At 40.8% G+C, this 13,057-nt stretch carries 14 protein-coding genes; 7 read left to right on the top strand and 7 right to left on the bottom strand.

The window, feature by feature from the left end; translation table 11 throughout:
* Window positions 1-551 precede the first annotated feature (551 nt).
* The 3 genes from proC to ACPK8D_RS15090 all read right to left on the bottom strand — a co-directional run bounded on the left by proC (window position 552) and on the right by ACPK8D_RS15090 (window position 4,268).
* Window positions 552-1,370, bottom strand: a complete 819-nt coding sequence (gene proC, locus ACPK8D_RS15080) for a pyrroline-5-carboxylate reductase (protein ID WP_424718676.1) — start codon at window positions 1,368-1,370, stop codon at window positions 552-554.
* A 260-nt stretch (window positions 1,371-1,630) separates the two neighbouring features.
* Window positions 1,631-2,788 carry a glutamate 5-kinase gene (gene proB, locus ACPK8D_RS15085; protein ID WP_424718677.1) on the bottom strand — a complete coding sequence of 386 codons (1,158 nt, stop codon included), beginning with the start codon at window positions 2,786-2,788 and terminating at the stop codon, window positions 1,631-1,633.
* A 136-nt stretch (window positions 2,789-2,924) separates the two neighbouring features.
* Window positions 2,925-4,268, bottom strand: coding sequence for a glutamate-5-semialdehyde dehydrogenase (locus ACPK8D_RS15090; RefSeq protein WP_424718678.1), 1,344 nt, complete (start codon window positions 4,266-4,268; stop codon window positions 2,925-2,927).
* 1,189 nt (window positions 4,269-5,457) lie between these two features.
* On the opposite strand from ACPK8D_RS15090, the gene ACPK8D_RS15095 reads away from it, so the two are divergent.
* Window positions 5,458-5,874, top strand: a complete 417-nt coding sequence (locus ACPK8D_RS15095) for a DUF356 domain-containing protein (protein WP_424718679.1) — start codon at window positions 5,458-5,460, stop codon at window positions 5,872-5,874.
* A 97-nt stretch (window positions 5,875-5,971) separates the two neighbouring features.
* On the opposite strand, the gene ACPK8D_RS15100 is transcribed toward ACPK8D_RS15095, so the two are convergent.
* The 3 genes from ACPK8D_RS15100 to ACPK8D_RS15110 form a co-directional block, all read right to left on the bottom strand.
* Window positions 5,972-6,403, bottom strand: coding sequence for a toprim domain-containing protein (locus ACPK8D_RS15100; RefSeq protein WP_424718680.1), 432 nt, complete (start codon window positions 6,401-6,403; stop codon window positions 5,972-5,974).
* Window positions 6,404-6,544: 141 nt separating this feature from the next.
* Entirely contained in the window at window positions 6,545-6,862 is a 318-nt protein-coding gene (locus tag ACPK8D_RS15105) for a DUF167 domain-containing protein (protein ID WP_424718681.1), read from the bottom strand.
* Between the two features lie 182 nt (window positions 6,863-7,044).
* Window positions 7,045-7,185 carry a hypothetical protein gene (locus ACPK8D_RS15110; RefSeq protein WP_424718682.1) on the bottom strand — a complete coding sequence of 47 codons (141 nt, stop codon included), beginning with the start codon at window positions 7,183-7,185 and terminating at the stop codon, window positions 7,045-7,047.
* Between the two features lie 457 nt (window positions 7,186-7,642).
* Here ACPK8D_RS15110 and ACPK8D_RS15115 point away from each other — a divergent pair, with 457 nt between their 5' ends.
* From ACPK8D_RS15115 to ACPK8D_RS15130, 4 genes are all read left to right on the top strand, one after another.
* Entirely contained in the window at window positions 7,643-8,752 is a 1,110-nt protein-coding gene (locus ACPK8D_RS15115) for an amidohydrolase family protein (protein WP_424718683.1), read from the top strand.
* Between the two features lie 18 nt (window positions 8,753-8,770).
* Window positions 8,771-9,223 (top strand): universal stress protein, encoded by a 453-nt coding sequence (locus tag ACPK8D_RS15120; protein WP_424718684.1) that lies wholly within the window; start codon window positions 8,771-8,773, stop codon window positions 9,221-9,223.
* Between the two features lie 86 nt (window positions 9,224-9,309).
* A complete protein-coding gene (locus tag ACPK8D_RS15125) occupies window positions 9,310-10,164 on the top strand; it encodes a CBS domain-containing protein (RefSeq protein ID WP_424718685.1) in 855 nt (284 codons plus the stop codon).
* 164 nt (window positions 10,165-10,328) lie between these two features.
* Complete coding sequence (locus ACPK8D_RS15130) at window positions 10,329-11,018, top strand: 2,5-diamino-6-(ribosylamino)-4(3H)-pyrimidinone 5'-phosphate reductase (RefSeq protein ID WP_424718686.1); 690 nt, start codon at window positions 10,329-10,331, stop codon at window positions 11,016-11,018.
* Window positions 11,019-11,155: 137 nt separating this feature from the next.
* On the opposite strand, the gene ACPK8D_RS15135 is transcribed toward ACPK8D_RS15130, so the two are convergent.
* Window positions 11,156-11,872: a YkgJ family cysteine cluster protein gene (locus tag ACPK8D_RS15135; RefSeq protein ID WP_424718727.1), complete on the bottom strand. Its 717-nt coding sequence runs from the start codon at window positions 11,870-11,872 to the stop codon at window positions 11,156-11,158.
* Between the two features lie 59 nt (window positions 11,873-11,931).
* Here ACPK8D_RS15135 and ACPK8D_RS15140 point away from each other — a divergent pair, with 59 nt between their 5' ends.
* Both ACPK8D_RS15140 and ACPK8D_RS15145 read left to right on the top strand, forming a co-directional pair.
* Window positions 11,932-12,138, top strand: a complete 207-nt coding sequence (locus tag ACPK8D_RS15140) for a hypothetical protein (RefSeq protein ID WP_424718687.1) — start codon at window positions 11,932-11,934, stop codon at window positions 12,136-12,138.
* Between the two features lie 287 nt (window positions 12,139-12,425).
* Window positions 12,426-12,599 carry a DUF5350 domain-containing protein gene (locus ACPK8D_RS15145; protein WP_292374182.1) on the top strand — a complete coding sequence of 58 codons (174 nt, stop codon included), beginning with the start codon at window positions 12,426-12,428 and terminating at the stop codon, window positions 12,597-12,599.
* Window positions 12,600-13,057: the final 458 nt, after the last annotated feature.

The raw sequence follows: 13,057 nt of genomic DNA on the forward strand, positions 1-13,057 counted from the left end.
TTAAAAATATTCAGAGTTGGAAGCGGGGCACATCAGGTAAATGGGAAGATCAAATTATGGGAAGATCGAATTTAAAAATTGAGATAAGTTGGGAGGGATCTCTTACCCCCATAAGAGATCCTCCTGGCGAATCGAAGAAGGTCTAACACTCCGTTTCACCAGAATTCATCGTAAGCAAAGTACAAAAGCTGAATAGCTAACATAAAAGCTGAGAAGATGAAATATGACCCCTATATCTCCAATTTTGCGCTACCATGTTAGGAATATCCAAAAGTAATATAGGAAGAACTGCTATATAAAATTTACTACTATTTGTAATAAATGATCATTAAATATACGGAATTCGGATAAAACTGAGATGAAGAAGAGAAATTTAATAAAATCGAAATTAAAGATGAAAACTGGATAATGCCGAGAAAAGTATGTAAAAAAAGGCTATTTTAAAGTAAAATTTCATCCGGATAATTTACATGTTATTTACATATCCTGGTAGATATCAAACTAAAAAGGAAAAAATAGAATAAAGAAGTAATAGAATGGAAAAAAGAAATTTACTTCTTTCCAAGCTCTTTTGAGCGCTCGCTCGCCCTTATGACTGCGTTCATGAATGCAGCCCTGATTCCGGCCTTTTCAAGGGCGTGAATTCCCTGAATGGTAGTTCCGGCAGGAGAAGTAACCATATCCTTGAGTTCTCCGGGATGCAGGCCTGTTTCAAGCGCCATTTTTGCAGCCCCAAGTACAGTCTGGGCTGCGAGAGTGAGAGCACTCTTCCTGTCCATTCCTTCAAGAACAGCACCATCAGCCATTGCTTCAATTACCGGAAAGATGAATGCAGGCCCACTGCCTGAAAGTCCTGTAACGGCATCCATCAGGGACTCAGCCACCTGGACTGCAGTACCGACCGCAGAAAAGATCTCAAGAGCGATTTCCAGGTCTTGGGGGGTGGCATTTTTGCCTGGAGAAATGCCTGAAGCAGCTTCGGAAACCGTGGCCGCAATGTTTGGCATCACACGTACGACTCTTGTGCCTTCAGGGAGGGCATTTTCGTAAGTGGCAAGAGGGATGCCGGCTGCAATTGAGATGATAAGTTTATCGGGAGTTATGTAAGCTTTAAGATTTTCAAGTACCGAGCCCAGGGTCTGGGGCTTCACCGCAAGAATAAGAATATCAGATGCCCGGGCAATAACAGCATTGTCAGTAGATACATTAATTCCCAGCTGTACCTTCAATTCATTCAAGAAAGGCTCGTACACGTCGCTTGCGCCAAGATTTTCAGGCTTTACGATTCCGGCCTTTATGATTCCCTGCATAAGAGCAGAGCCCATTTTTCCTGCTCCGATAAATCCTATCTTTCGGTTCTGAACTGTCATATATCATTTCTCCTATTTTCGAGATAAATATAAATATCGAGGCAGTAGCCTCAAAAATTATTTACAGGTAATATTGAATAGTCTCAAGGAACTTTGTAATTTAAAGGAATTTAGAGGTTTAAAAGAATTTAGTGGTTTAAAGGAATTTGGAATTTAAAGAAACTTAATAGATTGATAAGGGATTCCTGAAAAGAAGAAATTAATTTAAATTTCAGGAATCCCGAGAAATTAAGCTTAACCATTCGGGATTGCCGGTAAATTTAATTAAACTCTTCGAGTATGCCGATATTCTCTTTTTTTATTACATTACTGTAATTATTATAGCCCAGAATGCCCTCAATTTCGTCGGTGTGAGCTCCCTTAATTTTCATAAGCTCTTCAGAGGTATAGTCTGTAATTCCTTTCGCAAAGATCCTGCCTTCACACTCGAGCCTCACCACATCTCCCCTGTCAAAACTTCCCTCGACCTCTACAATTCCTGCCGGAAGAAGGCTATTTTTTCCGAGAACTGCGGCTTTTGCCCCTGCATCCACACGGACAGTGCCTGAAGCTCTTGCAAGAATGATCCAGCGGGCACGGTTCTTCTGGATATGCCTTTCAGCCAGGAAAAGGGTGCCTATCTCTTCCCCGGAAAGAGCCTTCATAAGCACATTATTAATTTCGCTATTTGCGATCAGGACATAGCAGCCTGCCATGCTGCAGATCTTTGCAGCTTTTATCTTGGTTCTCATCCCTCCTACGCCCTTAAAGCTTGTAGGGTCACCCCCATAACTTTCGATCTCAGGTGTGATTTTTTCTACGAGAGAAATGAGTCTGGCATCATTATGCGTCTTAGGGTTCCTGTCAAAAAGGCCGTCGATATCCGAAAGTATAATCAGGAGATCGGCATCTATTTTGCTTGCGACCATTGCAGAGAGCTTGTCGTTATCTCCGAAGATCGCTTCAATCTCATTCGTACACGTACAGTCGTTTTCGTTTATTATGGGAACTACTCCATATTCCAGAAGTGTGGAGATACTGTTCCTAAGGTTCAGGTAGGATACCCGGTCAGAATAGAACTCATAAGTAAGAAGGATCTGAGCGACTTTTATCCCGTATTTTGAAAAAGCTTCGCTCCAGTATTGCATCAGGATGCTCTGTCCCACAGCCGCCGCTGCCTGTCGGATAGGGATTTCACGAGGTTTTGGGGCAATACCCAGTTCATAGAGCCCTACACCTATTGCTCCTGAACTTACCACAATTACTTCTTTTCCACGCCTTCGAAGCTCGGAGACCTGGGCTGCAATACTTTCCATAAAGGTAGGATCAATACTGCAGTTTTCTTTTGTACTATCGCAGTCCTGTTTTGTAATTGAGGAAGTACCGATCTTGATAACGATTTTATTAACGTCATTGAGAAATTCTTTTCTGTCTGTCAATAACAAGGCCTCTTAAAGTATTTGGGAAGTGCGGCTGAAATAAGCACAGACGCATCCGGATTTCCTTCGCTTGCACTCAATTTGCGCTGGTATTTCAATTCAGATATATAAATGTATCACAAATATTCGACAGGTTTCAGTTTACATCTTCGAATTTAAGATCAAGTTTTCTGTGCGTATAGGGTTTCGCATTTTCTCCTGCATACTCTGCAACAACCTGCCCTTTCCCGAGCAAGATATATTTGTAGATCAGCAACCCTTCCATGCCTACAGGCCCACGGGAGTGAATTTTATTTGTGCTGATTCCGACCTCAGCCCCTTTCCCGTAGCGATAGCCGTCCGCAAAACGGGTTGAGGCATTTACCATAACACTCGAGGAATCAACAAGCCCTGTAAACTCTTTTCTTCTTGAGGCGTCCTCGGTTATTATCCCATCGGTGTGGTGGGAGCCGAAAGTGTTTATATGGTCAATAGCTTCCTTAATAGTATCAACGAATTTTATCGAAAGAATAAGATCGTTGTACTCAAGGCTCCAGTCCTCTTCCGTAGCCTTTGAAAGAGGAGAAAGACCTCTTTTTTCAAGCAGGGCATAACTGTCCTCATCACAGCGCAGTTCAACTCCTGCCCCAAGATACAGTTCTGCCATTTTCGGCAGGAAAGTTTCCGCAAGCTTACGGTTTACCAGAAGTGTTTCAATAGCATTGCATACTGCAGGATACTGAACTTTTGCATCGAAGCAGACCTTCCAGGCTGTATCGGGATCTGCATACTCGTCCACATAGATATGGCAGATCCCGCTTGTGTGTCCTAGTACCGGAATCTTTGTATTTTCCTGGATAAACTTGACAAATTCATTTGAACCCCGGGGGATAAGGAGGTCTACGTAGGCGTCAAGGCTCAAAAGGTCCATTATCTCCTCTCTTGTTTCCATAAGCTGGAAAGCCCCGGCTGGCATCCCGTCCGTGGATTCTATAGCTTTTACAAGAATCTGAAAAATCGTGCGATTTGACTCTCTGGCTTCACTTCCACCTTTGAAAATCGTAGCGTTCCCGCTCTTCAGGCAAAGGGACATGACCTGAGGCACCACGTCAGGCCTGGATTCAAAGATAACCCCTATAAGGCCGATTGGACAGCTCACCTGGTAGAGGATAAGGTCTGTATCCAGCTCAAGAGTGGAAAGGGTATCTCCGACAGGGTCCTTAAGCTTAATTACATCTCTGATTCCTGCAATCATTCCATCAATCTTTGAGTCGTTTACTTTAAGCCTGTCTACAAGGGCCTGAGTTAGTTTTCCTTTCTTTTTCAGTTCTGCTGCATATTCCAGATCTCTTGAGTTTGAATCCAGAATAGCTTTCCTTTCTGTGTCCAGAGCCTGAGCCATGGCCTCAAGCGCTCGGTTTTTTATTTCGGCATTTACACTGGAAAGTTCAATCGATGCCTTTTTTGCCTGTATTACTTTAGTTTTGATATCTTCAGCCATATGATCACCGTCTAAATGAGAGATAACTTCTGAATGTCCCTATTCGGTAGCCGGGCAGCCCAACTTGTTAATTGTATCAGTAAATTTACAGGAAATTCAGTGTTAATCGATGCCGGATATAAGTAATGGATTTTACTATTGAATTATAAGTAAAGGACTTTACTATTGAATTATAAGCAAAGGACTTTACTATTGAACTGTAGGTTGAAATTAATTGAATGGAGATTAATTCAATGAAAATTAATTAAATGCTGGAATTAAACTAAAGATAATTTTTTTCTTTAAATATTAAGGTATATTCATGATTCCAAAGATGTATTAAGTCTTCCCGCCGTATCTAGAAAATAGGCATGGAAGAGAAGAGAGTGAAGACAGTTTTGTAATACATTTAATACCTTTTCTACACTGTTTCGGTATATGATACAGTAAAGTTCTAAATAAAAGATATCATATTTTCAAGTAACTTTTTAGTCTCAGTACTATTTTTAGTCTCAGTACTAATCACTGAGAGGTTTAACTCTATCTATTTTCATCTGATGGGTTTATTTATGGAGCGAAAATTTGCTAAAATATTCGTTATTCTAAATTCACATGCAGTACAGCTTTATCTTATTAAAGTTTATTTTTAATTTTATTAAAATAAGCAGTTAACCTTTAATGACCTGATGTACCGGATAAAGTTACTCCCGTTTAATTTTATTAAAATCGGGGACTAATAATACAACCTTATAGAATTAGCGCCTCCGGTTTACATTATAAAGGAGAATACAATTCGTTAAAAACCCAGCAAAAGAAAGGCTTAAAAAAGCTTTCCTATTGATAGAGAAAAGCTTTCTTATTGGTAGATAAAAGCTTTCTTAATGATAGATATTATTTCAAAACGAATATATATACGATGAATATAACTATAGAATACGCGACTCCATTATCTGGAAGCGTATACTAGATCTGAAAAAAGAAATTGCAAGGCACCCTTATAATTTTTGAAGATCTCTTGAATAAGAGAGATAAAATTTTGCAGCCCAGGGGCCAGACCATATACAGCACCGTAAAAGCGATTAAAAGGTCATAAGAGGCCGGAAACGTTCGAAAGCCTGGCTGTTCAGCATCTCTTATACACAAAGATTATTATAGGGGTAGATCCATATCGAAATGGGGATAACTTCAGTATATTGGTGGTGTGTAAAAAATGAAATCATTCGCATTAGTCCGGGCAGACGACTCGGATAAAGTAAAAATAGCCTTACATGATCTGGAAAGATACGGACATATTCAATTTTCAGCTACTCCAAAATGCATAGAACCAAACTATGCTGATGAGCTTCTTGTTAGTGTAATGGGCGTATCCCTCAAGTCAAAATGTAACTCTGCAGCACTGGTGGAATTGAACAATCACGCAGGGGCGGCAATCAGCAGGCTGAAGAAAATCCATCCTCCTGCTCATATAATAATTATCAGTCCAAGACACAAAATGTTTGAAGAACTGGCTGGCAAGTTTCCAAAATATCCGGAGTTTGACCGAACATTTAACCATCAGAAGAGTCCACAAAGTATGGAAATCATCCAGGAGAAAGGAGAAACTTCCAATCCCATGCATAAAGAATAAAAAGAGTTTCGTCAATTATTAATATTAACTTTAATATTAATTTTTGAATTCACCCTTTGAATTTAACCTTTAAATTTTTCTTTTTTAGGATTCAAATTTATTGGAAATCCTGCTTTGAGCAGGAACCTGTCTTCAACCTCAGTCTGGAAACGTAGGTATACAGGCTTTCCACGTCTTTAATTTCTTTCTGAGATATGAGCCGGAGTTTATTTCGGATATCAAGCTCGGGCTTCAGGCCAAAACTCTCGAAGTATCCTGAAAGCTTTATAGCCAGCAGGTTACCTCGTCTGTCCCAGTCGGTTAATATAACTACTTCGCTACCAAGCTGGGCAATTCTCTCGGAGAAGTTAAAAAGAGAGTGTCGGGTTGCAAGTTCAAAGTTGCCTTCAATTCCAAGCCTTTTCAGGGACAGCACATCTCTTTTTCCTTCAACGATTATAATCGCTCCCCTTCCTGAGTATTCGGAGAGTTCGGAGAGAAGCTCTTCGATTCTTTCAAGCCTTTTTCTGTAAATTTCAAGATCAGTCACGTTGTCTGCAACCTTACTATTAATTCGAATTTTAAAAACCGCAGACTTTAAGAAAGCTGCAGTTTACTTCTTAAGAGCTGAAAAACTTACTTCTAAAATCCGGTTTCTACTTAAATACGGGTTTTTCCTAAAATACGGGTTTTATTTCTTTAAATGAGCTCCAAGAATTGAAACTGCCTGCTGATATGAAACTCCTTTTAACAATAAGGACTTTTTACTGCTTGTTGCCCCGCTATTTATGATAATATTCGAACTGTTAATTCCGAAGAGTTCGGCAAGGCATTCCACAAGTTGTTCGTTTGCCTTTCCTTTCTGGGCACTTTTGGTTAGCTTTACTTCAATCCGCTTGCGCCATTCATTATAGCCGCTCGGAACCGAAATTGACCTGGAACCGGGAGTAACCTCGATATCAACAATTATACCGGAACCCAGATCTGTTATTGCCTCTTCAAAGGACATATCTTTTACCTTTCTGAAGGTATTCTATAAATCAATAACTAATCGACATGTCAAATCAAAGAAATAACTGGAAATCTGGAAAGATAAAATTAAATAAAGCTTCAAATAAGATTTAAAACAAAATTTAGATTCGTTATTCAAAGAATATATAGCTAAGAGTTTTTAAAGCTATGAAGATAAAATCAGAAGAAAATAGTGCTGTAGCCCGGGCGCACTAACTCCGAAAGCTCATCCTCTGGTTTTCCGCAGTCACTTTCAGTTACCCTCGTGCCGGGCAATGTCACACTATCGATGTACCGCATTGGGGTTGTCTGTACACTCACAGTCAGGATTTTCCATTACCTCATGCAAGGACCTATACAATGCGACGAAGCCATATTATATACATACTAATATATAAAAATATCGGCGAACTATGGATTCACTAAGTTACATATATAATTATAGGGGATATTCATATTAAAGATCCATTTCTCTTAAAAAAGAATGATTTCTATTATAAGAGCAACAGAACGCAACCTGAGAGTTAAAGAGATAACCTGAAAGAACGCAGGATTAATTGTGAATTACAGAGTGATATGCTTTATTAAAAGGGATTCAAAAAGAAGGAAAACGATTCAGCAATTTGCATCCTCAAAAAGGTTATGTCCTCAAACAGGCTGCATTCTTAAGAAGATTATTTTAATAATAAAATCTGAAGGAAAACTTATATATTATGTATATCTTTGCTCTTCCGCAAATTGATCACAGGTGATTAGTGAGCAGCAGAGGTGCGTATACATGTACGGCACTGAACAGATAATTCCCGGGATAATCATTGCAGGCCCCGAACTGGAACCTATCGAGGGGTATATCTGCATAAATAAAGGAATGATTACGGAGATTGGAGAGGAGCGTACACACTCTACCAACATAATAGCTCCCTGTTTTGTCAATGCTCATACTCACCTGGGGGATTCGGTATTCAAAGACCCTCCTCTGGGAAAAGTTTCCGGATTCCGAACTCAAAAAGACCTGGATGCTCTTGTAAAACCTCCTGATGGATTAAAGCACAGGATTCTAAGAGAGACGCCATACAGAACCCTGATTGAATGCATGAGAAAGTCTCTACTGGATATGATCGAAACCGGAACCTGCGCTTTTGCGGATTTCAGGGAAGGGGGCGTTGTGGGAGTAGCAGCCCTGAACAAAGCCCTTGAAGGGCTTAAACTTCATTCCATGGTACTGGGTAGACCTGCAGAGCCTGAATTGCCTCTTCAGGTAGTACTGGCTGAAGTAAGAAGGATTCTTCTGCATTCTACCGGACTTGGAATGAGTGGGACAAATGACCTTGATCTCGAACTATTAAAGAATATTGCTACCTGTACACGACAGCGTAAAAAATTCTTTGCGATCCATGCAGGAGAAAAAGATACGAGCGATATAGAAAAAGCATTATCACTCGAACCGGATCTCCTGATTCATTTGACAAATGCTACAAAAAGAGATCTTGAGTACGTGGCTGATGCGAAGATTCCTGTTGTTGTCTGTCCCAGATCTAACCTTATTACAGGAGTCGGAATGCCACCTATTGCCGAGATGCTGGAAGCTGGAATAAGAGTAGCTGCAGGAACGGATAATGTAATGTTAAATTCTGTAAATATGTTTGCTGAAATGGAATTTATGTCTAAGATTTTTTCGATTGATGATAGGCAAGTATTTAAAATTTGCACACTTAATGGTTCTTTTGTAATGGGGCCTGATTCTACGGGTTCGATACAAAAGGGGAATAAAACTAATCTCATGATCCTGAATGGAAGTTCCAATAATCTTGCAGGGATAAAGAACCCCATAAGTGGAATCACAAGGCGGGCAAGACCCGATGATATACTATCGGTACTTCATTCGTAAAGCAAATGGAGAACAAACATGGTGAGCGAATTTTACCGGAATATAGTGGTTGCAACAGACGGATCCGAGAACAGCCAGAGAGCTATTTCATACGGTGTTGAGATCGCAAAACTCAGCGGGGCCACGGTTCACGCTCTTTATGTGGTAGATACAACTTCTTTTTCCTCGATACCTATGGATGCGGGCTGGGAAGTAATGTATGAAACCCTGAGAAAGGAGGGGGAGAAAGCAATATCCGATGTTCAGAAGCGCGGAGAGGTCTCAGGGGTTGAGGTGAGAGAAGTTCTGTTGGAAGGTCACCCGAGTAATGAGATTATAGATTTCGCAGAGAATAATAATGCTGACCTGATAGTTGTGGGCACCCTCGGTAAAACCGGGCTCGATAGATTTCTGATGGGAAGCGTTGCAGAAAAAGTAGTAAGAGGCTCAAAAGTCCCGGTCCTGGTAGTCCGGAGTGAAAAACAAGATTAAGACTTTCTGTCAACTGGAAGCCTTTTGAGAAACTAGATATAAGAAAGAGAAAACCAGGATTCAGAGTATACAAAGGTGTAGATCACATGCCAAAAAACATCTTCATTGAAGATATCATGGTAAGGGACGTAGCAAGCGCAACCCTTCCAGGTTCAAGGGACGAGGTTCTTAAAATTCTTAAGAACAAACACATTTCAGGAGTTCCGGTACTTAAAGATTCCAAAGTTGTGGGAATTGTAACCAGGACGAATCTTTTACAGAACCCAGAAGAAGAACAACTGGCTCTTCTTATGACACGGGACCCGATAACCATATCCTCCGGATCGGATCTGCAGACTGCAGCACGCCTGCTTCTGGAACACGGCATAAGAAGGCTTCCGGTAGTTGATGACGGGAAGCTTGTAGGGCTTGTTACCGTGGCAGATGTCGTGGGCACAATTGCAGACATGAACATCGATATTCCCATCAAGGATTATGTAGAAAAGGAAGTAGTTGCGATTTACAGTGAAACTCCCCTGCCTGTTGTTGCCAGGATTATGGAGCTTGCAGGCGTTAAGGCTGTCCCCGTACTTGATGCAGGCCTTGAGCTTGTAGGAATAATCTCGGACCGGGACGTTATTTCTGCCAGTATAATTGAGGACAGTGTAGAGATGTCAGATATGTCTTCAGGTCAGGACGACGACGCCTGGACCTGGGAATCGATGCGAGACACCATGAGCATCTATTACAGCGTGTCAAGGATTAAGGTTCCCAATATGATCGGAAGCGATATAATGATTAGGGAGCCGATCACAGCCACATATATTGCATCTGTCAGCGACTGTGCACGGAAAATGAAGCGAAACAGGATTGACCAGGTTCCAATCATCAATTCAAACCGCAAACTTCAGGGACTTTTGAGAGACCATGATCTCCTGAAGCCTCTGATAGAAATCGAATAAATTCAGATTAAATGACTCGCTTTAAAACCGTTAAACCTTTTAACGTGAGGCAAAGAAAAATTAAGAAATATAAAAATTACTCAAGAATTTTTTTCTTTGGAGGCATTCTCCCGAATCTCCCGAAAGATGCCTCCGACAAATACTTTTTTTCAGGAGTTTGAAAAATGGACAGGCCTTTTGTTTTTATTAATTCTGCTATGTCAGCCGACGGCAAACTTTCAACAAAGGAAAGGAAACAGGTTAGAATCTCCGGAAAACTTGATTTTGAAAGAGTGGACGAGCTCCGAGCCCGGGCCGATGCAATTATGGTAGGGATAGGAACTGTCCTTTCAGACGACCCAAGCTTAACCGTAAAGTCTCCGGAAAGAAGGGCAGCCAGGAAAGCCGCCGGAAAAAGCGAAAATCCGGCAAGAATTATTGTGGATAGTTCAGCAAGGACTCCCCTGGATGCCGATGTTTTCAAAAAAGGGAACGGAATAAGGATCATTGCAGTTTCAAGTTCTGCACCTGCCGAAAGTCTCGAAAAGCTGAAAGAAAAAGCTATTGTTATCCAGACAGGGACTAAGAAAGTTGACCTTCCGGAACTTGTAAGAAAATTGAAAGGAATAGGTATAAACACGCTTATGGTAGAGGGGGGGGCAACCCTCAACTGGGGAATGCTTTCTGCAGGCCTTGTTGATGAGATCTACACTTTTGTAGGAAATCTTATAATAGGTGGCGCTACATCCCCAACTTTTACTGATGGAGAGGGATTCTCAGAAGCTGAAATCCTCGAGCTTGAACTGCTCTCGGCCGAAAAAATCGAAGATGGTTTACTTCTTAAATGGAAGGTAAAAGATAAAAGGGGAATATAAAAGAAGGTAAAAGAAGATAAAAGATCACTTCCAATCCATTTTTCCGTTAATAGCTGCTCCAATTTCTATATTTCCTGATTCTTACTTTTCCTGATTTTTACCGTTTTATCGGATTGGCAATAGAATTTTACGGGCTGTTAACCGTCATTCGGCTTAAGATTATGTTTTTCAAACCTGCCCTCGGAATATACGAAGACTTCAAGTTCGCACCTGCCTTTAAGAAACTCCCGCATTTTGCGGTCATATATGCTCTGGACGTGTTTCAGGCCGTTTGTGCTGAAGTGAACCTTCACGGCTTCAAAAAAGCCGATCATCTGTGTCAGGTAAGCCTCTTCATAAGCTCGGGTTTCCCGCGCAATTGTTTCACACTCCAAAGCCTCAAGTTCAGAATTGTAACTCCCGTGCTCGTTTAAGCCGCTAATCTGACGCCAGTCCACCTTACCTGAGTCGTCAGCTTCCCGGTGAAGCATATAAGGATAGACTCTGCAGATTAAAGGGCGGTTGTCATAGATTTTGCAGCGCTTATTCTCAAGGAAAATGCATGAGCCGTCAGGCTTTGTTTTCAGGGCGTAGCCTGAGACATAAAACCTGCCCTTCTGGTCGCAAAACTCGTAATAAGGAGCAGGAGTGATGAAATCCGGGCTTATCTGCCTTATAAGGGCCAGGTCTGCATCAAGCAGGAAAACGTGGTCGTTAAACTCTTTAGTACAGCACCGTGCACACAGTTCACACCTGAACCCCAGTTTTTTAATAATGCCAACAAATTCAGGCTCAGGAAAGTTCCTTAAGCCCACAAGCTCTTCTCGTGCGCCTGCAAGCCTTACTTCGATGTTATCCTTTTTTACGTTAATCACCTTCTTAAGAAACAAGCCATTTCAACAAACCTTTTCAACAAACTTTTTTTAAAAATAGCTTGACCGTAAACCTTTTCAAAAAAGGCTTGACCGTAAACCTTTTCAAAAAAGGCTTGATCGCAAACCTTTTCGAAAAAGGCTTGATCGAAAACGACTTAACGGCGTGGTCGAGCGGCTCAACGGTTTACGCAAACCTTTTCAAAAAAGCGGTTATTCAAAGATTTCTGCCTTGTTTCAATCTTATGTCCGTAACATTTAACTACTAGCATTTCTCTTTATGATAAACCCAAGGCTTGATGACATTTATAATTTCGCACTTTCAGGCTTCAAGGAATATCAGATATTCATCAATTACAATTGAGAATTATCGATTTAAAATTAACGAATCAGGAAACACCTGTTTGAACACCTGTTTATTGAGACGCTGCCGAGGAGAAGAAAAATCCGCGGCAACCGGCAGTGTCCAGCAATAAGCGAATACCTGAATATACTACGTAATAAGTTACAAATAAATTCAGAAAAATTTAAAATTAAAATTTAGCGAGGAATGATAATGGGCAAAACCGGCAGCATTGATTGGGTAAAAGTAAAAGGCAGAAAAGGCAGAGTAATTAAGGTCCAGAAATCACAGGCTCAAAAGGCACACCCAGGACCTGCACAGCGCTTTACTTCTTCAGGTCATAAGAGGCGCTTCATAAGAAGATCTGCAAAAGCCCTTGTGAAGTGATTTTAAGGGCTTTTTAATTTAACTTTTTTTAATGTTATTTTTAATTCTGGAATTATATTTCTACGTAAGACAATCTCTTCTGTGTAAAGCCTGATTATTGTATAAGGCAACTTAAGGCAACTTTTTCGCGCATTTAATTTCCCCCTGTAGTGTGATTCTTCTCAGCAGTTTTTAGATGTTTTATATTGCGCTTATTCCGGAACTCTTTTCTGAGTCAGGGCAAGTTCATCCACAAGCTGCAATTTCAGTTGTAATAAAACAAATAAACAGTGAAAATTAGAAAATCAAATTGCGGGCGGCCACCTTAAAAAATTGGGTATGCTTCGGGCCGCCCGCTCAGCCTCCTGGAATTAGTTTAGTATCCTCTGACAAGACTTTCTTAGTATAGAATTACGTTTCCAACTTCTTTAACCATGATACCAGGAAACCTCACTTTACAAAGAAGCAATAGTACAAAG

It is taken from the genome of Methanosarcina sp. (assembly GCF_049706645.1).
Classification (GTDB): Archaea; Halobacteriota; Methanosarcinia; order Methanosarcinales; family Methanosarcinaceae; genus Methanosarcina.